Raw genomic sequence first — 23,464 nt, forward strand, 5'->3', positions numbered from 1 at the left:
GGGCTGATTTTATAGCTTTTAAGCTTGCGAGCAACCGGGGCTGCTCACAACACTTCCAATCAGATTAGAAGTTAGCTTTGATACGTGCATAATATGAACCACCTTGCCAGTCCATACCATCGTTAAAGTATTGACGACCACGTTTCAGGGATGTCTCAACTACCTCAGGTTGGGATTTTGGGTAGGTGTTCAGAACATTATCGGCACCGACGGTAACCTGGAACTGCTCATTAATATCATATGTCAATGCAAGGTCAAAGAAAACTCGACCTGGTTGTTGATCAATACGATAGTCAGATAGAGGAGCATTACTTCCGATGAATACACCATTAGAGTCTAGGCCTTGGTTATCGTCACGAGTAGAAATCCAACGGGCACGTCCCATAACTGTGATTTTTTCCATATTCCAGTTTGCTGTGAACGATGCTCTGTAAGGAGCTGTTGCATGTTCTTCATTGAACAAGTTACGATCAGACAGATTATGTTCAGTCAGTCTAACCTGAACGTGAGCTGCAGCAAGTGTTAAACGCAGCGTGCTGCTATCCATATCAACAGTTTGAGTTGCAACCATTTCAATACCACGAACACGTCTTGAACCTTCGTTAGACGGGAAGTCAACGCCTGTAAGCTGCGCAGCACCCTGGAAACCAGAAGTGGTAATTTGAGCAAACTCTGCTGGGTAGTCAACCACATCAAATGTTGGTGTACTTGCCAAAGCGTCGCGTAGTTTTACCTGGAATACGTCAACTGTAATATTTGTGCTGCTGCCTGGAGTAAATATGAAACCGGCAGACAAGTTGCGGGCTAGTTCTGGCCCAACTTGTTTAATACCAAACACTTGACCAGGGATACTGTCAGCTGTGAAAGTTCCTGTTTGTGTTTGCGATCCGTCAGCACGGAAACCAGTACGAACCTGAGTATTGTTGATCTGGGCTACAGTTGGTGCATGGAAGCCTGTAGAATAGGCAGCACGAACCGCTAGCAGATCTTCAACTAGTTGAAAACGAGATGCAACTTTCCATGAGAAAGTATCACCAAAGTCAGAGAAGTCTTCGTAACGACCGGCAACGGCAATGTTGAAAGCTTCAGTAACGTCAGTATCCACATCTACGTAAACAGCGTAGTTATGACGTGAAGCATCAAAGAAAGTATCTGGAGAGAAACCACCAAAACCATCAGAGCTGTTGTTCAGGCCAGCACCACCTTCAAGACCTAGGCCTGGATTAGCGGCGGCAAAGCTTGCAAGACTAGGACCAGCAAGTGGTCCTTGGAACCATGAGTTTTTCTCGCCGACAACATTCTTATATTGTTCAGAACGATATTGAGCACCGAACGCGACGTTCATATTATCAACAGCGTCTGTGTCAACAGTATAGGTGAAGTCTGCGCTTACTGTACGCTCAGTATTGACTTGTGAACCGATGTAGAATGCAGTTTGGGCACTTCCATAATTAATTGAACCATCAGCAGCTTTAGCAGCACCGAGAGATGGGTTCATTGTGTCACTGATGTTATTGTCAACACGGCTGGTACCGATAGATCCGGAAAGATCGTATGTTAAGCCGTTATCGAATTCACCACGGAAGCCTAAATATGCGCCGATATCCTGGGCATCAATTTCATACCATGGGTTATAACCATTTGGATGAACACCAAGACCAGAGAACGCCTCCATCCCGTTTGAAACGTAAGGAAGAGTAGGGTTGCCATATGCATCAAGAGGATCGGTAGGATCTACCATTAATCCAAGAAGATAAGCGTTTTCTCTGAACGCGCGCTCACCATAAAGGTAAGTGTAATCGTTTTGTCCATAGGTTACCAGACGTGAAGCTGATGAGTTACCCCCAACCCCTGGTGTTGAATAACCATGAGGAAGACCAGCACGATAGTTGAAAGGCTCTTTCACATGTCTACGACCGAAGTTACCAAAGGTATAAACTTCAGAATTTTCACCTATATCCATTGCTGAGTTCCAGGTCACTGAGAAATTGGATTGCTCGGCAATACCAAATGGTGCTATTGTATCAGGGTTTAGGTCGCCCGGATCATTAAAAGTAAATCCAGAAGGATGAACGCCACCATTGGCTTGTTGAATTTCCCACTGTTTAATATGATCAACAGCGTTCAAATGAACTGTTGCACGGTCTGTTGCGTCTGTATGACCGTATTGTGCTGTTACAGTTAAGAAACCACGATCAGCAAGTGAAATACCAGCTTTAGAAGCCACATTGTAAGCAAATCCGTCACCTTCATAATACTGACTGAATTGTGCTTCTCCGGAAATTCCTTCTGAATCGTCAAGTGTAATATCTATCACACCAGCAACAGCGTCAGCACCATACTGGGCAGCAGCACCGTCACGAAGTACTGACAGGCTTTTAATAGAGTTTACAGAAAGTGAACCAACGTCAGCTGACTGCCAACCGTCTGTATGAATGATCGCATTACGATGCATGCGCTTACCATTAAGAAGGGTAAGGATTTCGCCGTTATTTAGGCCGCGTAGTGATGAAGTACGGACAAGTGTGTTTGCATCGCCAACTGCAGAACGGCTAACCACATAGGATGGTGATACCGCAGCGATAGCATCTTTCAAGTTGAGGGATGGCGTAGCTTCCAGCTCAGTAGCTTGAACCACGTCAACCGGAACGTTGGAATCAAGAGCCGTACGACCCTTCACCCGTGAACCAACAACTGTCAACACATCTTCATTTTGTGCTTGCTGGGCAGAAGCCAGATCAGCAGCAACAAGTGAAGGTAGGCTAACAGATAAGAGTAGTAATTTTTTCATATCTAATATTTCCTCCCAAAAAGTTAAACGTACTGGAATCAGAACATTCAACTGATTGTGTTTAAAATTCTAGAGCCCTATCATTACTAAAATAAGACTCCGCTAAAGGCCGGATATAATATTTCAATTAGAATATATTATCCCCTAACCAATTGGTGTATATGGTAAAAATGAAAAAATAAAGCTGCATCCTAAGCAATAACTCATACTAAAAAAACACTGAATTACTTACGACGTGGACGCATTTAGTTTCCCTATTACATATTCCACTACGAATCTATTTATATGAAATTCTGATGGAAATCAAACAATTACTCCCCTAAAAGGGGATTTATAAGTAAAATTTGATGTAAATTTGCAATACTGTGTTAAAAAAGCAACAGTAAATTTACATAAACCAATAAAATCAAGGAGATATAGGTGATTTTAGTCTAAATCAGGACTAAAGCTATGCAAAATTTAGGCGTTACCATATTCCGTCGATAGCATAGACATATCAACGCCAAGCTTTGCCATTGCCCTTGGTAATTTGAGGTCCAGCTTGGTTCTGAAGACCAGTTCATCGTCTGCTTCAATAGAAAGCCAGCTGTTTCTGAGTATCTCATTTTCCAGTTGACCACGCCCCCATCCTGAAAAGCCGAGGGCAATTAAATAATCCTTCGGACCTTCTCCGCAGGCTATGGCCGTTAAAATATCGATCGTTGCGGTAAGGGCAATTGTTTCTGAAATGATAAGTGTGGATTCCTGCACATAATCAGCACTGTGCAAAATAAAGCCGCGTCCCGATTCCACCGGACCCCCTTCATGGAGTGGTATGTTTTTTAAGGGCGTCTCCGGCCTGTTCTTTGTCACACAGTCAATGTTCAGCTGTTTTAACAGGTCAGGAAAATCAATATTTTCGCAGTATTTGTTGATTACCAACCCCATTGCGCCTTCTTCGGTATGGGTGCAGATATAAATGACTGTGCTTTCAAATCTAGGGTCGGTCATGCCGGGCATTGATAGCAATAACTGCCCGTTTAAAAATCCTTTTTTTGCCAAGACTGCTTTCCAGTTAAAGTGTATTTTACACTGTTCAAATAGAAGATATCATAATAATAATTCATTTTGGGAGGGTCAAGCTGTATAAAACCGAGAAGAAGGTCCTTTTCTAAATAAGAAGAGTTCAAATCTATTACTGGAAACATAATAATTTCGTTGTGACAGCAAAAGAGGTAACATGTCTAAAGAATTAATAGTCCTTATTACTCTGATCATTTATATATGTCTTTTGATAACACTGGGTTTTTTTGGAAGCCGCAGAACACATAATAACACTGATTTCTTTATTGGTGGACGTACATTAGGTCCCTTGGTCGCCTCCATGAGTTATGTTGCCAGTTCCGCTTCGGCATGGGTTCTGCTTGGATTAAGCGGAATAGGATATATGGCAGGTGTATCAGCGCTTTGGATTGTGCCAGGGTTAATCCTTGGTCATGGATTTTCCTGGATTTGGGCGGCACCTAGACTTCAAAAATTATCTCATCAGGAAAAATTGGTAACTGTAACCGATCTGCTTATTTTTGAAGGGACAAAACAAACAAAAAAGCATATCCGTATTTTTACAGCCATAATTATCATTTTCTGTTTCATGTTCTATGTTGCGGCGCAATTACAGGCAGCCGGTGGAACATTTGCCGTTACATTTAATCTATCTTTGAAAAGCAGTATATTGCTGGGTGGCCTGGTGATCGCATCATATACTATGCTTGGTGGGTTCTGGGCTGTGAGCCTGACGGATACTCTGCAAGGTACTTTAATGATGGTGGCGTCTTTGTTGCTTCCAACACTTGCCCTTATTGAAGTTGGCGGTATCGGGGAATTCTGGCAAAGCTACCATAACATTGCAACACCAGCACAATTATCACCGGGTGGATCAAATAGTGGTTTTATGCTTGGTGGCTTTATCATAGGCAGTATGTCAATCGGTCTGGGGCGATAGGTCAACCCCATCTTTAACCAGATTTATGTCGATGAAAAGTGATCGGAAGATGCTGGCTCAGATGACGCTATTGGTTGTTTTGCAATCAGTATGACGGGGATGATTATACTGGGGAATGTGCGGAAAAATAATGGTTTCTGAAATTTCCAATACGGAAAATATATTTTTTATGATGACTGACAATCTGTGCCGGCATTCTGGGTGGTGTTATGGTGGCGGCTGTCTTGGTCGTTCTTTCAACCGCAGACAGTCAGCTTTTGGTAAGTGCGTCTTCAATTGCCCATGACTTGATGGGTGAAGCGGATGAAGGACATAGCCGCCTTTTTGTTTCAAGAATTGTAATTGCAGTATTATGCATATTTGCCGTGATAACAGCAATTTATTTACCAAGCGATATATTCTCAAGAGTGTTATTCGCCTGGAATGGGCTTGGCGCCAGTATTGGGCCGGTTGTCATTATACGCCTGTCGGGAGTTAAGCCGGACCCAAAGATGATATTGCCATCAATGATTATTGGGTTTGTACTGACAATCATCTTTTTTCTTCAGCCGGATGCCCCAGGTGATTTTACGGAAAGAACTGTGCCATTTATCATTTGTCTTGTGTTATTATATTTAAGCAGGAAAAAATCATAAGGTGTAAATAATGAATATATTGCACCTTATTGTATTATATTTATATATTAAGTAAAACCAAATTTAATCAGGTTCTGTTTTAAAAATAAATTGAAGGAATTTTGATATGTTAATTGATGGGTCTAATGTCTTTGCAATCGTACTGGTTCTGCTGGTTATTTATTTATTTTTTGCGGGGGTTAAAACAGTTTCACAAGGCTATAACTATACCGTAGAAAGATTTGGAAGATATACCAAAACACTGTCACCAGGATTTCACCTGATCGTACCATTTTTCGATAAAATCGGTTATAAGATGAATATGAAGGAACAGGTCCTTGATATTCCATCGCAGGAAGTAATCACCAAGGATAACGCAATGGTAACTGCCAACGGCGTGGTTTTTTTCCAGGTAATTGATGCTGCACGGGCAAGTTATGAGGTTCATGATTTATACACGGCAATACTGAACCTGACGATGACGAACTTGCGGACCGTAATGGGCTCCATGGATCTGGATCAGCTGCTATCCTTGCGGGATCAAATCAATGCAAAATTGCTGGATGTTGTTGATGAAGCAACACAGCCATGGGGCATAAAAGTCACCCGTATTGAGATCAAGGATATTGAGCCACCAAGAGATATTGTTGATGCGATGGCGAGACAAATGAAAGCAGAACGTATTAAGCGTGCCAACATTCTTGAAGCGGAAGGACTAAGACAGTCGGAAATATTGCGTGCAGAAGGCGAGAAACAGGCCGCCATTCTTGAGGCTGAAGGTCGCCGCGAATCTGCTTATCGTGATGCTGAGGCGCGGGAGAGAGAGGCCGAGGCTGAAGCAAAAGCAACAGACATGGTTTCAATGGCTATTGCAAAAGGTGATCCGCAGGCCATCAATTATTTTATTGCTCAAAAATATGTTGAGGCACTGGGTAAATTTGCCAATTCCAGGAATGAGAAGCTGGTGTTTATGCCGCTTGAGGCCAGCGGTGTCATCGGTGCGCTTGGCGGAATGACGGACATGCTGAAAAATTTGAACATAAAAACCGAAGATAAAGATGGTCATTTGCCTTAAGGCAGTCACATTCCGGAAAGGAAAATTAAATGTTGGAAAATTTTGAATTTAATTACTGGTTCTGGTTTGTATTGACTCTGGTACTTCTTGGGCTCGAAATGATGGTGCCCGGAGTCATTTTTTTGTGGCTGGCCATTGCAGCTATTTTTGTTGGCGGGATCGTTTATATTGATGGGGCAATTGGCTGGGAAGTGCAATTCGTTATTTTCTCAGTTCTCGGTATAATCAGCGTTTATGCAGGTCGTAATTATCTTAAAAAAAATCCGATCAAAAGCGAGGATGAAAATCTGAATGTTCGTGGTGCCCGTTATATTGGCAAAAAGTATAAACTTGAAAGAGCCTTGGTAAATGGCGAAGGAAAAATTCGCATTGGTGATACCCTGTGGCTGGTGCGTGGAGATTTTGATGGTGAAGTTGGCATGACAGTCAGGGTTACGGGATCAGATGGAACAGTGTTGTTGGTAGAGCCTTTATAAAAAAACTGTATCTATTCTTCGTCATCATCACTTAATTGTGTCAGGCCTTCCTCAAGATAATCAGGCAGCAACGGACTATCAATCAGATATTCTGCTGTATGTTTGTTGCTTGCCTCCTTTGCATCTTCAATAGCCAGTTCAAATTCTTCGGGGCCATAAGTGCCTCGCCCAATCCACATTAGGGCAACTAGGGCATGTTTTTCGTCTTCATTTAAGGCCTCAATCGCGCCTTTCAGTTCCATATAAGCGCTGTCCTGGGCGTGCTCCTCAGACTTATAACTATCCAAAGAACCAGCCAGACTATGTTCAGTATAATTGTCTGAATTATATCCCTCTGACAATTCTTCGCTGACCATAGCAAGGGAGCCTTCGCGAAATTCTCTGGCCATTGAAATAATAAATTCTACTTTTTCCTGGCTTATCGGAATCATTTGTTCACCTGTATAATAAATATCTTACGCTTTGAGAGTTAACATCAATCCCTGATGATATTAATGACTTAAATCAACTTTCTGGCCTATTTGTGACCAAAATAACTAAGGAATATCCTTTTGCCCTATCAACTTAAAATAAATATAGGAGGCGCGGGTTCACGGGAAATATATCGTTTCGATTTCCGGCTTCCATTGATCATATTTAAACATGATATTTTTAAATATGTCAGAATTCAAGTGCCATTCAAGCCAGTTTTGAAGCATTGGATAGGGAAGATTATCAAAGTAATTTTTATCAACGAATGCAAACTGCCTTATGAATGGAAAAATAGCCAGATCGGTAACGGTCATTTGGGAGGCACTCAGAAAGGATTTGCATTCAAGCCTTTTTTCAAGAAGTTCCAGAAAAAACTCTCCATTTTGTCTATGCTCTTCTTTGGAAAGTTCCTGGTTTCTGCTGGAATATTTATATTTATCAAGGTGCTGTTTAAATTTGAAATCATTGACTTCAACCAACGCATTCATTTCATCCAGATAACTTTTCCAGCAATGAGGGTCGCTTTGATTGATCGCCCAGCAAATAATATCATGGCTTTCGTCTATGACAGTACCATCAGCAAGCTGTAAAACCGGAACGGTTCCCTTGGCAGAAATTTTAAGCATTTCATCGGGTTTATCTCTTAAGACCACCTCACGAAGTTCACATTTTATTTTGCAAGCATATAATACCAGCCTTGCCCTCATGGCATAGGGACATCTCCTAAAGCTATAAAGAATGGGATATGGATTAGTCATTTATTTAATATTTTGTTGATTTTCCTAACGGCTTCTGCAGGACCGTCAGCATCATCCCATACACCTGAACAGACAGCTATAAAATCAGCGCCGGCGTCTGCCATTTCAGCAGCATTATCCGCATTAATCCCCCCTATGGCAACGCATGGAATTTCAAATAACTCCTGCCACCATCTTAAAATTTCAGGGTCAGCTTTCGTTGTGATTATTTTAGTGTTTGTTGGATAAAAAGCGCCAAAGGCAACATAATCAGCCCCTTGCTCGCCAGCAATCATTGAAAGATGCTTACTGTTTTTGCAGGTAACTCCCACAATCCGGTCTTCACCGACAATGGTGCGGGCTTCGTTATAGGATATATCTTCCTGGCCTATATGGACGCCATCTGCACCGACTTTCCTTGCAATATCTGCCCTGTCATTGATGATAAGGGCGACATCTCGCGCATGGCAAATAGGCATCAGTTTTTTTGCAGCGAGTATGATATCTTCATCATAACTTTCTTTCATCCTCAGTTGAAGACTGGCTACATCTCCCGCTTCAAGCGTTTCTTTTAAAGTTATGGCAAAACTTTCAAGGTCAAATTTGGAAGGTGTGATAAGGTAAAGGCGTGTGTCAGACATAATTGGGACCTGTTTTGTTGAACTGATAATATATTATCAGGCATCATTCCGGGATCAAGTTATTATCGGCGAGCACTTTTCCTGCGAGATAAAGCGAGCCGCAAATCAGGACTTTTTCAGAATTTTCAGGGCCAATTTTTTGCAGGGCATCTTTTACATTTTGCGCCGTTTCGGCTTTTATGCCTAGGTCCCAGGCAAATTTCACAATATCTGTGGCAGGATGACTGATCTCTCCCTCTACATGGACAGCAAATAGCTGTTTTGCTTGGTTAGTGAAATTTGCCAGATAGCCACGGGTATCTTTATTTTGCAGCATACCGCAAATTAAAATGATCTTTTCATCCTTGAAATGATTTGAAATCACGTCTCCGGCTGCCGGATTGTGCCCTCCGTCAAGCCATAATTCACTGCCCGGTGACAACAGTTGTCCATAGGCACTCACTGTAATATTTTGCATGCGTGCCGGCCAGATGGCACTCTGAATTCCCCTTATAATTTCTTCATCAGAAATAGTGAATTTATCCTGATGTCTCAAGGTGGCAATTGCCAATGCAGCATTTGAAATCTGATGCGGACCAATAAGATTGGGTTTAGGTAATTGAATTGAGCCATTACTGTCGGAATAGCAAAAGCCTGTAGCAGTTTCCCGAAAATGCCACTCCGTGATCAGGTTGGCTCCTTTTACCACAGCAATTTCATTAATTTTGTTCCATGCATCAGGATGTTGCAGGGCTGAAATTAAGGGAACATCTTTTTTTGCAATGCTGGCTTTTTCCATGGCAATTCCGCTTAGCTCACTTCCAAGAAACTGTTCATGATCAAGTGACACAGGCGTTATGACGGTGCCTAGCGGATGATCAACAACATTTGTCGCATCAAGCCGTCCGCCAAGGCCGACTTCAAGGATAAGGACATCTGCCGGGTTATCGGCAAATGCCTTGAAAGCGGCAGCGGTGGTGATTTCAAAATAAGTAATGGGCTCGCCATCATTTACTTTTTCACAAAATTCAAGAAGTTCACTAAGATAATCTTCGGAAATTATCTTGCCACTTACTCTTATGCGTTCAGCAAAGTTGACCAGATGTGGACTTGTATATACATGTACAGACAAATTTGATGCTTCAAGGATTGACCTTAAATAAGCAACGGTTGAGCCTTTTCCGTTGGTGCCCGCCACATGGATTGTCGGAGGCAAATGGTTTTGTGGATTGCCAAGTTTTTCCAGAATGGAATACATTCTGTCCAGAGACAGATCGATAATTTTGGGATGGAGCGATAAAAGCCGCTCTAAAATTCGGTCACTTGGTTTTTTTGTCATGCCTTTGATCAGGCCGCTTTGCTCATCAACAGACTAAGAAGCTGAGTGAGTTTTTCCCTTAACTTTGCCCGGTGGACAATCATATCGATCATTCCATGTTCAAGCAGATATTCACTGCGTTGGAACCCTTCGGGAAGCTCTTCCCGGATTGTATCCTTAATAACGCGTGGTCCGGCAAAACAGATCAGGGCATTTGGTTCTGCTATCTGAATGTCGCCCAGCATGGCATAGGAAGCCGTTACCCCACCTGTTGTCGGGTCAGTAAGTACAACTATGTAAGGAAGTCCTGCATCGCGTATTCGTTGGACGGCAACTGTGCAGCGCGGCATTTGCATCAATGACAATATCCCTTCCTGCATACGTGCGCCGCCGGCAGCAGTAAACAATATAAGAGGGCATTTTTTGTCAATAGCGGTTTGTGATGCAGCAACAATACCGTCACCAACCCCAACCCCCATTGAGCCGCCCATAAACAGGAAATTCTGAACGGCTATGACCGTATTAACTTTGCCCATTTTACCGTAAGCGACTGCAATGGCATCTCTGAATTCGCTATTGCTACGGGCTGCTTTTAGGCGGTCGGTATATTTTTTCTGGTCTTTAAATTTTAGTGGATCATCTGCATGCTTAGGCAGGTCAATCAGACTATATTCACCCTTGTTAAACAGATTGTTGAACCGGTCTTTGGGACCAATTCGTTCGTGATGATCACAGTTCGGACAAATATGAAGGTTCTTTTCCAAATCATTGACGTAAAGAAGTTGCCCGCAATTTCTGCATTTATGCCAAAGGTTATCCGGTGTTTCCGATTTTTGCCCGATAATGCTCTGAATTTTCGGACGTACAAAATTTGTTAACCAGTTCATGTCTAAACCTCGTATTACTTTCTGGCGTTCTTAACGCCATTTGCGAGTTCACCCACAAAGGATAAGACTCTACTCTCTAGCACAGAATTTGCAACTTTTTCTTGATTGATATTGCTTTTAATAACATCAACTATTGCGGAACCGACAACAACAGCATCGGCGAATTTGGCAAATCTTGCTGCATCTTCAGCAGATTTAATACCAAATCCGACTGCCATTGGTATTTGGGTTATTTTTCTGAAACTGTCCAATGCCTGCTTGACAGGGGCAAGATCGGGTTTTGCCGTTCCGGTTATTCCGGCGATGGTTACATAATATAAAAAGCCGGAACCATTTTCGAGGATTTGACCCAGTCGCTTCTGATCAGTTGTCGGTGTTGCCAGATGGATCATTGCCATATCGACTGATTTGGCAGGAATGGCCAGTTCGCTGTCTTCTTCTGGTGGCAGATCAACGATGATCAGACCGTCAATGCCTGCTTTAAGTGCATCATCTAAAAAGCGTTCAACGCCGTAAATATAGATCGGGTTATAATACCCCATGAGAATGATTGGCGTTTCATCATCATCCTCCCTGAAACTTTCGACCATTTTCAGTGTTTTTTTCAGTGTCATTTTGCCTTTAAGGGCGCGGATGCTTGCTTCCTGGATAGCAGGTCCGTCAGCCATCGGATCAGAGAACGGCATGCCCAGCTCAATAATATCAGCACCAGCTGTTGGCAGCCCTTTCAATAAGGCAAGTGACGTTTCATAATCCGGATCTCCGGCGGTGGTAAAGGTGATTAATCCGGCACGGTTTTCTGATTTAAGTGTCTCAAATCTCTTATTTATTCTGGAAATTCCCATGACTAGATATCCTCACCCAAAGCTTTGGCGACTGTAAAGATATCCTTATCACCACGGCCACTTAATCCCATGACGATGATATGATCTTTAGGCAGCGTTGGTGCCAGTTTCATAACATAGGCAATGGCATGTGCGCTCTCAAGAGCCGGAATAATTCCTTCCAGTTTTGTACAAAGCTGGAAGGCTTCAAGGGCTTCTTTATCATCAATTGGAACATATTTTACCCGCCCGATATCGTGGAGGTGACTATGCTCCGGGCCAATGCCCGGATAATCAAGCCCGGCTGATATGGAATGTGCCTCAAGAATTTGTCCGTCATCATCCATTAACAAATAGGTCCTGTTGCCATGAAGCACGCCTGGTGCTCCTCCGCTTAGTGAGGCAGCATGTTTATCGGTATCGATACCCAGCCCGGCAGCTTCAACAGCATACATGTCCACATCATCATCCAGAAACGGATGGAAAAGCCCAATAGCGTTTGACCCGCCACCAACGCAGGCAACCAGGCTATCGGGCAGGCGACCTTCTTTTTCCAATATCTGCTCCCGTGCCTCATCACCAATTACGCACTGAAAATCACGAACCAGTTCCGGGTAGGGGTGTGGCCCGGCTGCTGTACCAATAATATAAAAGGTGTCTTCTACATTGGTGACCCAGTCTCGCAGGGCTTCATTCATACTGTCCTTAAGGCTTTCAGAACCTGAGGTGACCGGAACAACTTCTGCGCCCAAAAGCTTCATTCGAAAGACATTGGGTTTTTGGCGTTCTATATCCTTTGCCCCCATATAAATGACACAGGGCATACCAAAGAGGGCACAGACGGTTGCTGTTGCCACACCATGCTGTCCGGCCCCTGTTTCCGCAATGATCCGTGTTTTTCCCATGCGGCGGGCAAGAAGAATTTGACCAATACAGTTGTTAATTTTATGAGCGCCCGTATGATTTAATTCTTCCCGCTTGAAATATATTTTTGCGCCGTTCAAATGCTCAGTCATTCGACGGGCAAAATATAGCGGGTTTGGCCTGCCTACAAATTCCTTAAGAAGTTCATGAAATTCCTGTTTAAAGGCAGGGTCATGTTTCGCGTGATTATAGGTTTTTTCTACCTCAAGAATAAGTGGCATAAGTGTTTCTGCTACAAATCGGCCACCAAATATGCCAAAATGACCATCTTCATCCGGTCCGGTTCGATAGCTGTTTATTTTATGTTCACTCATTCTCAATAATCCTGAAGCACATTCAAAAATGCATTAATCTTATTTATATCTTTATTACCGGGTGTTGTTTCAAGGCCACTGGAAACATCAACAATTGCGGCACCACTGATTTTTATGGCCTCAAGCACATTATCTATATTAAGGCCTCCAGATAGCATCCAGTCAACAGGCCATTGATATCCTGCGATCAGTTGCCAGTCAAAGGCAAGTCCGTTACCGCCTGGCAATGCACCATCCATATCAGCGGGTGGTTTCGCATCAAACAGCAACATATCCGCAGCATTTTCATAGTCATGGGCTTTCTTAATATCGTCTGCGCCTGCAACAGAAATAGCTTTCATCACTTTTTTATCAAATTTATCGCGGATAAATTTTACCCTTTCAACGCTTTCGTTGCCATGAAGCTGAATGATATCAATATTCACTTCATTAATGACCGATTTCAGTAATTCGTCTGTCGGATTAACGAAGACGCCTGCCTTCAGCACATTCTCGCCTGCAATTTTTGCTAATTTTGCGGCTGTATTCACGGACACATTTCGGGGTGATTTTGGGTAAAAAACAAACCCGATATAAGCTGCGCCGGCGTTTATAGCTGCTCGAACAGATTCTTCAGTTGAAAGACCACATATTTTTGCTTTAGTACGCATCACTCGCCATTAATTTCTTTTGCTATGGCCATTGCCGCCTGAACAGGGTCTGACGCTTGTGTAATTGGGCGGCCGATAACAAGAAAATCAGCACCTAGATTTACGGCTTCGTGCGGTGTCATAACGCGTTTTTGATCTGCTTTGGCACTGCCAGCAGGCCGTATGCCGGGAACAACCAGTTTAAAATCCTTGCCGCAGGAATTTTTGATCAGGCTAATTTCATGAGGTGAGCAAACAACGCCGTCCAGGCCATTTTCCTTTGCCAGTTTTGCCAGACTTAGCACTTGTTCGGCAACTTTATTTTTATACCCGATAGCTTCAAGATCCTGATTATCAAGGCTGGTCAGAATTGTAACTCCGACAATAAGGGGACGTTTGCAGCCAACCTCTTTTGCAGCATCATCTGCTGCTTTTGCTGCCGCCGCCATCATGGCTGGCCCCCCAGCAGTATGGATTGTCATTATTTTGGGTTTTAATGGTATCAAGGAATGTATGGCTTTCGCCACTGTATTTGGAATGTCGTGAAGTTTCAGATCAAGAAAAATATTACTATTTTCTTTAGCAACGTCCTTAAATCCCTGCGGCCCATTGGCACCAAAAAATTCAAGCCCAAGTTTTACACCGCCAACATATGGATTTAACAAACTGGCCAGTTTGGCGGCTTCATCGGTGCTGATAGTGTCAAGAGCGCAAAGAATTCGCTCTGAGGGTTTCAGGTCCGTCATGATAGATTTCCAAAAAAATTTTGTTTAGGAGCTTTTGCCATGAATGCCGCTTTTTGACAAATCAATATTTGATTTTTCGGCATTTAACTGTTTCTCGAGTTCTTTAATTTTCTTATCAGCAAGCCTGTGGCGTCTTGCGTGACGAACACCGGATAATATAGAAACGATCCATCCGCCAAAAAGACCAATAAATATACCAATGAACACCAGTCCAAAAGCTGGCATGGAAATGTTTACCGGGAAGGGGTTTAAACTAAACACAACCGGCGTACCATTTGAAATGGCAATTATAATACAAAGTAGGGTAAACAGTATAAAAGCAGCATAAAATAAAATGCGCATAACAAAAAGATCTCTTAATACAATCAAACCCTATGCTGTTTTGCCGGGGAACAAATTAACTATCGTTCAGTTTTTCCCGAAGGTCTTTACCGGTTTTAAAATAAGGTACGCTTTTGGCCGGTACTTTGACAGCCTGTCCTGTGCGTGGATTGCGCCCGGTTCTTGCCGGACGATGCTTGACTGAAAACGCACCAAAGCCGCGCAGTTCGACACGGTTACCTTCTGCAAGGGTATTTGTAATTTCTTCAAATATCGTATTAACGATACGTTCAACATCGCGTTGATAAAGATGGGGATTGGCATCAACCAATCTTGCTATTAGCTCCGACTTTATCATCCTCAGACCCCTATAGTTGTTAAAGTTACATTGTTATAGTCATGCTATAAGTTGCCAGAGACGAAAGAGGGCGTCAAGGCTAAGTACCTTATAAGCCATGTTTTTTTAAAAATTAAAGTTAATTTCTGAAAAATGGCAATAAATTGGCTGTTTTGTAAAGTATATTTGGACATTAGCAGCCCTAAAGAAAAGAATCATTTGTTTGAATTAGTATAAAAAACCCGCCCGGTTATCCCGGGCGGGCTGGTAACAAATACAAGATTTTCTTTTCTTTAAAAAATTAATCTTCCTACTTTTTAGGATCTGCTTTTTTCTTTGCAGGCTTTTTATCTTCAGCATCAGCATCTACAGCTTCATCAGCTTTTTTTGCTGCGGCTTTTTTTGGAGCAGCTTTTTTCTTAGTTGCCTTTTTATCTTCGGACGGCGTAGCATCGGCTATTGCCGCGCCGAGGATATCACCAAGGCTAGCACCGCTGTCGGAAGAACCGTATTGTGCCACGGCTTCTTTCTCTTCAGAAATTTCAAGCTGCTTAATGGAAAGACCGATTTTGCGGGCCTTTTTATCGAGTGAAGTAACTTTAGCATCAATTTTATCACCTACTGAGAAGCGCTCAGGACGCTGTTCAGCACGATCACGGCTAAGATCTGAGCGACGAATAAAGGCTTTCATTCCTTCTTCATCACCCACAGAAACCTCAAGTCCGTTTTCAGTAACATCTGTCACAGTACAGGTTACTGTTCCGCCTTTTTTAAGACCTGTAATTGCATTAACCGGATCATTCGTGAGTTGCTTAATGCCGAGAGAAATACGTTCTTTCTCTGTATCAACATCTAGAATAACGGCTTTAACAATATCGCCTTTTTTATATTCAGTGATCGCTTCTTCGCCTGCTTTGTTCCAGTCAAGATCAGATAAATGAACCATGCCGTCCATTTCACCTTCAAGCCCGATAAACAGACCAAATTCAGTGATATTTTTGACTTCACCTTCAATCTCAGTTCCTGCAGGATATTTGTCGGCAAATGAAAGCCAGGGATTTTCCATACACTGTTTAAGTCCGAGGCTGATACGGCGTTTATCTGAATCAATCTCAAGCACCATGACTTCGACTTCCTGGCTGCTTGATACGATTTTACCAGGATGAACATTTTTCTTAACCCAGCTCATTTCGGATACATGGACAAGCCCTTCAACACCGTCGTCAAGTTCAACGAATGCACCATAGTCGGTGATATTGGTAATGCGTCCTGTCAGTTTTGAACCTATTGGGTATTTTTTGGTGATGGTTGACCATGGATCTTCGGTCAGTTGCTTCATTCCCAGTGAAATACGTTGTGTATCCGGGTTTAGTCGAATGATCTGAACGTCAATCGTATCACCAATATTCAGAATGTCTGATGGGTGATTGATACGTTTCCAGGAAATATCGGTAACATGAAGCAGTCCATCAATACCACCGAGATCAACGAAGGCACCGTAATCTGTAATATTTTTAACAACACCTTCAACAGTTTTACCTTCTGCAAGATTTGCAATAATTACTGTTCTTTGTTCTGCGCGTGTTTCTTCTAGAATTGCACGACGGGACACAACGATGTTACCACGTTTGCGATCCATTTTCAGAATCTGGAATGGCTGCTCAATATTCATGAGCGGTGAAACATCGCGAATTGGGCGGACATCGACCTGGCTTCCAGGAAGGAAGGCAACGGCACCGGAAAGGTCAACAGTAAAGCCGCCTTTTACGCGGCCAAAAATAATACCATTAACGCGTTCTTCCGCTTCATAAGATTTTTCAAGTACGGTCCATGCTTCTTCACGACGTGCTTTTTCACGTGAGAGCATTGCTTCGCCTTTGGCATTTTCAATGCGCTCTACGAATACTTCAACAGTATCGCCGACATTTAGTTCGGCTGTTTGTCCGTGAGCGGCAAATTCTTTAAGAGGGATACGGCCTTCAGCTTTTAATCCGATATCAATTGTTGCGGCTTCCTTATCAACCGCAATAATGGTCCCTTTGACAACTTTTCCATCGAATTTTCCTTCAGGACCTAGTGATTCTTCGAGCATTGCCTCGAAGTCTGCAGTGGTTGGAACTTTTAGTTCATCAGTCATTATTATTACCTATTCTCAATTGAATGCTTTATCCGACTAATCGGGGCATTCTGCTTTCTATATAGGCCAGCCGGTTGTCTCCGGCGGTCTTAAAAAAACATGTTAATATTCATACAACAAAAACTAAACCAACCCCCCACCCGCCAATATTGCAGGTCGAAGATAGATTCAGCTATTTTGTTCTACATTTTGCTTGATACAAACTCACGCGCTGCTTCAAACACGGCCTCTATATCCGAATCCGTTGTATCTATCAAGTAGGCATTTTCAGCTTTTTTCAGCGGCGAAGCAGAGCGATTTATATCTCTTTGATCACGGTCTTTAAGATCTTTGAGAATTTCTGCCAACTGTTCAGGGGTGCCATTTTCACCATATTCTTCCAAAAACCGCCGTTTTGCGCGGGTTTCGACATCCGCTGTTATGAATATTTTTATGGGCGCTTCCGGACAAATTACCGTACCGATGTCCCGCCCATCAAGGATTGCACCAACTTTATCTGGCGGAGGATTATTGGCAAAATGGCGCTGGAAGTTTAGTAAAGTGCTTCTGACAGCGGCGATTTGCGCCACTTTTGAAGCAGCAACACCAATTGATTCGGTTCTTAGTTCGGGGTTTGAAAAATCAGTATCGCTGATTTTTTCCGCGGCTTTTAATGCATCCAATTCATTTTCCGGATCACCACCGTCTTGAAGCACATTCCACCCCACGGCCCGGTAGAGTATCCCAGTATCCAGCAGAGCAAGATTAAAATGGCTGGCAAGGCGTCGCGCCAAAGTCCCTTTACCTGATGCGGCGGGACCATCGAGGGCAATTACGATTTTTTTTCCTCTTTGATCGTCCTGTTTCATGGATGGATATTTGCTCCTACTGAATTCATAAGGTCAACAAATCCGGGAAAACTGGTTTCTATAACGGAACCATCGTCAATAGTAACAGAATTTTCAGCGCATAATCCAAGCACAAGAAAAGACATTGCAATTCGATGATCAAGCGAAGTTTTGATAGGGATTGTTCCTTTGGCAATGGAATTCGATACAGTCATGCCGTCATCATGTTCTTCGACATCAATCCCACAGGATTTAAGGCCCTTTACCATTATAGCAATCCGGTCTGATTCCTTAACCCTTAATTCTTCTATACCTCGCATAACTGTATTTCCGGCAGCATATGTGGCAGCAATGCATAGAACGGGATATTCATCAATCATTGATGGGGCACGCTCGGGCGGGACTGTTATTCCAGTAAGTTCTGAATATTTAACATGAATATCGGCAACATCCTCACCACATTCCTGACGTTCATTTTCAAATTTTATATCCCCACCCATCTCAATCAGCGTTTTGAACAGGCCTGTTCTTGCCGGATTAATGCCGACATTACGGATTAATATATCGGACCCTTCTTTTATCAGTGCTGCAACAATTAAAAAAGACGCTGATGAAGGATCTGCAGGAACGGCCATTTTTCGTGGGGTTAGTTCTGACTGGCCGGTTACTTGAATATTTTCGCCATCTATTTTAATTGGTACGCCGAAATATTTGAAAATTCTTTCTGAATGATCCCGGGTCGGTATTGTTTCAATAACAGTTGTAATGCCAGGTGTATTAAGTCCTGCGAGCATTATTGCCGATTTTACCTGTGCGGAAGCGACAGGAAGTTTATAAGAAATCGGCAATGGCATTTTAGCGCCTTTAACTGTAATTGGCAGGGTGCCATTCTCATTTCCGGAAAAGTGAGAACCAAATTCGGTAAGTGGAATTGTGACCCTCTTCATTGGTCTGGAGCATAGCGATTCGTCACCGGTGAATGTTACCGTGATTGGATGGGTGGCAACAAGCCCCATAAGCAGTCGAACACCCGTTCCGCTATTACCCATGTCCAGTGCCTTATTGGGCTGTTTTAATCCACCAATGCCTACGCCATGAATATGCCAGACATTTTTGTCATCCTTATATATATCGGCGCCAAGCTCCCTGAGTGCGGCGGCAGTTCCCAGAACATCCTCCCCTTCCAGCAATCCGGTAACAGTGCTTTCTCCTACCGCCAGTGCACCCATAATCAAGGATCTGTGAGAAATGGATTTATCGCCTGGAACAGTAATTATTCCCTTTAGAGCTCCCGAATTTGATGATGTAAGCTGATTCATATTCACCTGATTTTTAGCATCCAGTTTAAAGTCTGTGCTGAGATAACATATATTTTTAAAAAAGTGTCACTTTTTTGTCTTGCATTACGAATAATTATTTCTATTTTGTCCGGAAAGATTGTGATTTTGTCATAATAGGCTTTGACACTCGCCTTATAAAGTGGCAAATGATGTTTTTTTACGTAATGATGAACTGCAGGTTCTAAGGAGAATTACTTTGGCAAAAGCTGAATGGGGCGAAAAACGTCAATGCCCGAAATGTGGTACAAGGTTTTACGATCTGGGCGAAGATGAGCCGATTGTTTGTATTTCTTGCGAGCATAAGTTCAAACCGGAAATTATACTGAAAAGTAAAACTCATTCCATAGAGCTCATTACTGAGAAAAAAGAAGCTCTGGACAGGGATGATGATCTTCTCGATGATGATGATGATCTCCTTGATGATGAAGATCTTCTCGATGATGATGCGTTACTCAGTGACGATGACGATGATGATGATATTGATCTTGCGCCTGACGATAATACGATTGTGCTAAGTGATGATGACGATACCAATGTCGCATCTGTTGTTGATGCACCGATCAATAAACCATCTGCAGATGATTAAATAAAATTTATTTGCCTTTTATTCTTGATTAAAGGCAAAAGGGTGAATAGATTGCGCCCAACAAAAATACCCGCTTCACTTTAAACCAGACTGGTTGAGGCATCAGGGGCTATAGCTCAGCTGGGAGAGCGCTACACTGGCAGTGTAGAGGTCAGCGGTTCGAGCCCGCTTAGCTCCACCAAAATAGATAAAAACCGTCTCTGATATTTCGGAGGCGGTTTTTTCTTTTGCGGGATTAATTTTCTGGCTCAGACTTGTCCGGGTTGGTCGTTTTCTTATAGGTGTCATATGATGTGGAGAGCCTTGCCAGACAATCATCGCGCTGATGGCCGATCAGGCGGTAACAGTGCTGTCGCTGGCTTTCCTGAATGGAATTATAGGCACCACGGTTAAACCAGTCCCCGCTACAGCCCTGAAGGCAAAAACAGAATGCAGCTATAATAATTATTCTAAGACGCATAATTTTCTCAGTCCTGATATATCAATCGGGCATTACTATATTGTTATATATATGTATGGAAGATTAATGACGTTTAAAGGGGCTTGCGGGCAATATATTGTGAAACAGAACTTAAGCCGTTATGATGCGCCCCTTCCTGAATATTCCGGACAATATCCTGAGCCAGAATTATTTCAAAGCCATTAAAATTATCAGTCAGTTCATTAAGCGAAATGAGATGGGTAATATCCTTTGGCCCGCCTGTATCAAAGTCCAGTTGTTTTTTATTATAAGATTCAAGTAAAAAAATGCCGCCGGGTTTTAAGGCATTTTTTATTTTCTGAAATAACGGGATGCGGATATTTTCAGAAATGGGATAAAATATGGAAATGATTGAATTCCATTCATTTTTTCCCATGGGATAGGTGGAAATATCAGCAATGTCATAGTCTATTTTTACATTTCTTTTGCGGGCAAGTTTTAAAGCCTTATCCCGTCCGGTTTTCGAAAAATCTACGCCTTTTGATAGGCAGCCAAGTTCGGCCAGAAAGACAATATTTCTTCCTTCTCCTTCCCCCAGACTTAATATGGCATCGCCGGATTTGAATAATTTTGCATTGTCTGATAAAAAATCATTCGCTTCTTCCCCATAAATATAGTCTTTATCCTGAAAACGCTCATTCCAGAAGTCTGCAGCTGTAAATGTCTTTTCCATAATAGTCTCCAATAATTTTTCCTTTGATTTAGGCTGGTATTTTTATAGCATACAAGTTAAAGTTAACTTGAGGTCAAGAGGAAAATAAATTTTTATTAAAGGTGCTTTAATGATGGATATTGCGGAAGTTTCGAAGCGTTCTGGATTACCTGCTTCAACCTTGAGATTTTATGAGGAAAAAGGACTGATAAGATCAATTGGCCGTCGTGGTCTGCGACGATTGTTTGATATCAATATTCTGGAGCAATTATCAATGATTGCACTTGCACGATATTCAGGTTTTTCCCTGGATGAAATAACGGCCATGTATTCTTTGAATAGTCCCATTCAAATTGATCGTAAGACATTGTCTGATAAGGCGGATGAACTGGACCAGAAAATAAAAAAACTGACCGCGATGAGAGACGGACTGCGTCATGCGGCAAAATGCAGGGCGCCGCGCCATATAGAATGCCCGACATTTCAGCGATTATTAAAGGTTGCCGGAAAAGCACAACGAAAAGGCAGAAAATACTGAAAGCAGACCAATTTCAGAAAAAAGTAGTAAAAGCTTATAATTCAGTGCCGCCAACAGTGATGCCGTCAAGTCGCAATGTCGGCTGTCCGACGCCGACGGGCACAGATTGACCCGCTTTCCCGCAAATACCAACACCGTTATCAAGCTTTAAATCATTGCCGATCGCGCTTATTCTTTTTAATGCTTCAGGGCCGGAACCGATGAGTGTGGCCCCCTTAACCGGTGCACCAATTTTCCCGTTCTTAACCTTATAAGCCTCTGTGCAACTGAAAACGAATTTCCCGTTGGTGATGTCGACCTGACCGCCGCCAAAGTTAACGGCATAAAGGCCGTTTTTAACGCCTGCCAAAATTTCTTCCGGATGCTGATCACCGCTGAGCATATAGGTGTTTGTCATTCTTGGCATGGGCTGATGGGCATAGCTTTGTCTGCGACCGTTCCCGGTGGAGTTTGTCCCCATCAGTCGCGCATTCAGACGATCCTGCATATAGCCGACAAGAATGCCATCTTCGATAAGGGTTGTGCAATTCGTTGCTGTTCCCTCATCATCAACGCTCAAAGATCCGCGGCGATTTTCAAGTGTCCCGTCATCAACAACGGTCACCCCCTTTGCCGCAATGCGTTCACCCATAAGCCCGGCAAAGGCTGATGTGCCTTTTCTGTTAAAATCACCTTCGAGTCCATGCCCGATTGCTTCATGGAGCAGGACTCCAGGCCATCCTGGCCCCAAAACCACATCCATTTCTCCAGCGGGTGCTGCAACACTTTCAAGGTTCAAAAGAGCCTGACGAATGGCATTATCGGTTTGCTGTTTCCAGTTTTCTGAAGTCAGCAGCTGATCATATGTATATCTTCCACCCGATCCTTCATATCCACTTTCCATGCGGTCTCCGTGTTTTGCTACGACACTGACATTGAGCCTGACAAGGGGCCGAATATCGCGAATGCGGTGGCCTCCTGGGCGGATTATTTCAATGACCTGCCATTCTCCGGCAATGGAGCAGCTAACCTGGCAGACTTTTGGATCCTTTGACCGTGCATAACTGTCAATTTCTTCGAGAATGCGGATTTTATCCTTGAAAACAACGCCGCCAAGCGGATTTTCATCACTGTATAATTTTTTATTGGTTCTTTGTGGGGGGATTGCCAACGTAGCATTTCCGCCGGACTTTATACTTTGTACTGTATCAACGGCTCTTTTCAATGCCGCGTCACTTAATTCAGATGAATGAGCAAATCCGATTGTTTCCCCTAGAACACTCCTGAGCCCAAACCCTTTTGATGTATCAAAAGCAGCATTTTTCAGTCTCCCGTCGTCAAAAGAAAAAGTTTCCGACTGAGCATATTGTAAATAAAGTTCACCATCATCCATACCGTGCAATGCCTCATCGACCTGGCGCTGGGTTCTGATTGATGAAAAGCCGGAATTATTTTCAGAATCATCAAAGAAATAGGAATTGTCTGTAAAATCACTTGTCATGGGCGGGTGGATACTTTTCAGTTTGTGAACATTATTTAAGTTGGTTTAGTAATATCTAGTTGAGTTATGATTTGCAAGTGTAAGCAAATGCCTTAGTTTAATAGACTATTTTAATATTTCAAACCATCGTATTATATTACGTTTTATTTGATCTATATCAAAAGCAATAAAAATGTAAATTTTCTGAATTGTTTCCTTGAGCTAGGTCATTTTTCTGGTATAAGATTTTCCGAAGGTCGTTTTATGGTGAGAAGGGGGGTATCTTTAGAATGTTAAAGATATCTATTTCTCTACATTTACGTTAATTTGAAAGTCCATATCCGTATTTAAGGGGTAACGAGGAACATGTTGTTCAGAA

25 protein-coding genes and 1 tRNA gene are annotated in these 23,464 nt (G+C 42.7%); 7 read left to right on the plus strand and 19 right to left on the minus strand.

What is annotated here, in order from left to right:
* Positions 1–64: 64 nt before the first annotated feature.
* A complete protein-coding gene (locus R3D86_08050; GenBank protein MEZ5758158.1) occupies positions 65–2,791 on the minus strand; it encodes a TonB-dependent receptor in 2,727 nt (908 codons plus the stop codon).
* Between the two features lie 459 nt (positions 2,792–3,250).
* Complete coding sequence (locus tag R3D86_08055) at positions 3,251–3,832, minus strand: YqgE/AlgH family protein (protein ID MEZ5758159.1); 582 nt, start codon at positions 3,830–3,832, stop codon at positions 3,251–3,253.
* Between the two features lie 178 nt (positions 3,833–4,010).
* On the opposite strand from R3D86_08055, the gene R3D86_08060 reads away from it, so the two are divergent.
* The 4 genes from R3D86_08060 to R3D86_08075 all read left to right on the plus strand — a co-directional run bounded on the left by R3D86_08060 (position 4,011) and on the right by R3D86_08075 (position 6,937).
* A complete protein-coding gene (locus tag R3D86_08060; GenBank protein MEZ5758160.1) occupies positions 4,011–4,772 on the plus strand; it encodes a hypothetical protein in 762 nt (253 codons plus the stop codon).
* A gap of 197 nt (positions 4,773–4,969) precedes the next feature.
* Positions 4,970–5,407, plus strand: coding sequence for a hypothetical protein (locus R3D86_08065; protein MEZ5758161.1), 438 nt, complete (start codon positions 4,970–4,972; stop codon positions 5,405–5,407).
* Positions 5,408–5,513: 106 nt separating this feature from the next.
* Entirely contained in the window at positions 5,514–6,461 is a 948-nt protein-coding gene (locus R3D86_08070; protein MEZ5758162.1) for an SPFH domain-containing protein, read from the plus strand.
* A gap of 29 nt (positions 6,462–6,490) precedes the next feature.
* Positions 6,491–6,937: an NfeD family protein gene (locus R3D86_08075; GenBank protein MEZ5758163.1), complete on the plus strand. Its 447-nt coding sequence runs from the start codon at positions 6,491–6,493 to the stop codon at positions 6,935–6,937.
* A gap of 11 nt (positions 6,938–6,948) precedes the next feature.
* Here R3D86_08075 and R3D86_08080 read toward each other — a convergent pair whose 3' ends face one another.
* The 14 genes from R3D86_08080 to aroA form a co-directional block, all read right to left on the minus strand.
* Positions 6,949–7,368 (minus strand): DUF3775 domain-containing protein, encoded by a 420-nt coding sequence (locus R3D86_08080; protein MEZ5758164.1) that lies wholly within the window; start codon positions 7,366–7,368, stop codon positions 6,949–6,951.
* 159 nt (positions 7,369–7,527) lie between these two features.
* A complete protein-coding gene (locus R3D86_08085) occupies positions 7,528–8,166 on the minus strand; it encodes a glutathione S-transferase (protein MEZ5758165.1) in 639 nt (212 codons plus the stop codon).
* Entirely contained in the window at positions 8,163–8,786 is a 624-nt protein-coding gene (gene thiE, locus R3D86_08090) for a thiamine phosphate synthase (GenBank protein ID MEZ5758166.1), read from the minus strand. The genes R3D86_08085 and thiE overlap by 4 nt, the downstream gene beginning before the upstream one ends.
* A 43-nt stretch (positions 8,787–8,829) precedes the next feature.
* A complete protein-coding gene (locus R3D86_08095) occupies positions 8,830–10,104 on the minus strand; it encodes a folylpolyglutamate synthase/dihydrofolate synthase family protein (protein MEZ5758167.1) in 1,275 nt (424 codons plus the stop codon).
* Positions 10,105–10,112: 8 nt separating this feature from the next.
* Positions 10,113–10,970 (minus strand): acetyl-CoA carboxylase, carboxyltransferase subunit beta, encoded by an 858-nt coding sequence (gene accD / locus R3D86_08100; GenBank protein MEZ5758168.1) that lies wholly within the window; start codon positions 10,968–10,970, stop codon positions 10,113–10,115.
* 14 nt (positions 10,971–10,984) lie between these two features.
* Complete coding sequence (gene trpA, locus R3D86_08105) at positions 10,985–11,815, minus strand: tryptophan synthase subunit alpha (GenBank protein ID MEZ5758169.1); 831 nt, start codon at positions 11,813–11,815, stop codon at positions 10,985–10,987.
* A 2-nt stretch (positions 11,816–11,817) separates the two neighbouring features.
* Positions 11,818–13,032: a tryptophan synthase subunit beta gene (gene trpB, locus R3D86_08110; GenBank protein MEZ5758170.1), complete on the minus strand. Its 1,215-nt coding sequence runs from the start codon at positions 13,030–13,032 to the stop codon at positions 11,818–11,820.
* A 2-nt stretch (positions 13,033–13,034) separates the two neighbouring features.
* A complete protein-coding gene (locus R3D86_08115) occupies positions 13,035–13,682 on the minus strand; it encodes a phosphoribosylanthranilate isomerase (protein ID MEZ5758171.1) in 648 nt (215 codons plus the stop codon).
* A complete protein-coding gene (gene pyrF, locus R3D86_08120; GenBank protein MEZ5758172.1) occupies positions 13,682–14,407 on the minus strand; it encodes an orotidine-5'-phosphate decarboxylase in 726 nt (241 codons plus the stop codon). Before pyrF ends, R3D86_08115 begins: the two co-directional genes overlap by 1 nt.
* A 24-nt stretch (positions 14,408–14,431) precedes the next feature.
* Positions 14,432–14,749 (minus strand): LapA family protein, encoded by a 318-nt coding sequence (locus tag R3D86_08125; protein MEZ5758173.1) that lies wholly within the window; start codon positions 14,747–14,749, stop codon positions 14,432–14,434.
* Between the two features lie 55 nt (positions 14,750–14,804).
* The gene (ihfB, locus tag R3D86_08130) at positions 14,805–15,086 is read right to left on the minus strand and encodes an integration host factor subunit beta (GenBank protein ID MEZ5758174.1); all 282 of its coding nucleotides are present in this window, start codon (positions 15,084–15,086) and stop codon (positions 14,805–14,807) included.
* Positions 15,087–15,375: 289 nt separating this feature from the next.
* Entirely contained in the window at positions 15,376–17,202 is a 1,827-nt protein-coding gene (gene rpsA, locus R3D86_08135) for a 30S ribosomal protein S1 (protein MEZ5758175.1), read from the minus strand.
* Between the two features lie 182 nt (positions 17,203–17,384).
* Positions 17,385–18,050, minus strand: a complete 666-nt coding sequence (cmk, locus tag R3D86_08140; protein ID MEZ5758176.1) for a (d)CMP kinase — start codon at positions 18,048–18,050, stop codon at positions 17,385–17,387.
* Positions 18,047–19,348: a 3-phosphoshikimate 1-carboxyvinyltransferase gene (aroA, locus tag R3D86_08145; protein MEZ5758177.1), complete on the minus strand. Its 1,302-nt coding sequence runs from the start codon at positions 19,346–19,348 to the stop codon at positions 18,047–18,049. The genes cmk and aroA overlap by 4 nt, the downstream gene beginning before the upstream one ends.
* A 217-nt stretch (positions 19,349–19,565) precedes the next feature.
* On the opposite strand from aroA, the gene R3D86_08150 reads away from it, so the two are divergent.
* Positions 19,566–19,955: an FYDLN acid domain-containing protein gene (locus tag R3D86_08150; GenBank protein ID MEZ5758178.1), complete on the plus strand. Its 390-nt coding sequence runs from the start codon at positions 19,566–19,568 to the stop codon at positions 19,953–19,955.
* Between the two features lie 105 nt (positions 19,956–20,060).
* Positions 20,061–20,136, plus strand: a tRNA-Ala gene (locus tag R3D86_08155).
* 54 nt (positions 20,137–20,190) lie between these two features.
* On the opposite strand, the gene R3D86_08160 is transcribed toward R3D86_08155, so the two are convergent.
* A complete protein-coding gene (locus R3D86_08160) occupies positions 20,191–20,415 on the minus strand; it encodes a hypothetical protein (GenBank protein MEZ5758179.1) in 225 nt (74 codons plus the stop codon).
* A 73-nt stretch (positions 20,416–20,488) separates the two neighbouring features.
* On the minus strand, positions 20,489–21,109 hold the full coding sequence (locus tag R3D86_08165; protein MEZ5758180.1) for a class I SAM-dependent methyltransferase: 621 nt from the start codon (positions 21,107–21,109) through the stop codon (positions 20,489–20,491).
* A 109-nt stretch (positions 21,110–21,218) separates the two neighbouring features.
* On the opposite strand from R3D86_08165, the gene R3D86_08170 reads away from it, so the two are divergent.
* Positions 21,219–21,626 carry a helix-turn-helix domain-containing protein gene (locus tag R3D86_08170; protein MEZ5758181.1) on the plus strand — a complete coding sequence of 136 codons (408 nt, stop codon included), beginning with the start codon at positions 21,219–21,221 and terminating at the stop codon, positions 21,624–21,626.
* A 34-nt stretch (positions 21,627–21,660) separates the two neighbouring features.
* Here R3D86_08170 and tldD read toward each other — a convergent pair whose 3' ends face one another.
* The gene (tldD, locus tag R3D86_08175; GenBank protein MEZ5758182.1) at positions 21,661–23,106 is read right to left on the minus strand and encodes a metalloprotease TldD; all 1,446 of its coding nucleotides are present in this window, start codon (positions 23,104–23,106) and stop codon (positions 21,661–21,663) included.
* Between the last annotated feature and the right edge of the window lie 358 nt (positions 23,107–23,464).

The sequence above is a fragment of the Emcibacteraceae bacterium genome, assembly GCA_041396985.1.
GTDB lineage: Bacteria > Pseudomonadota > Alphaproteobacteria > Sphingomonadales > Emcibacteraceae > Pseudemcibacter.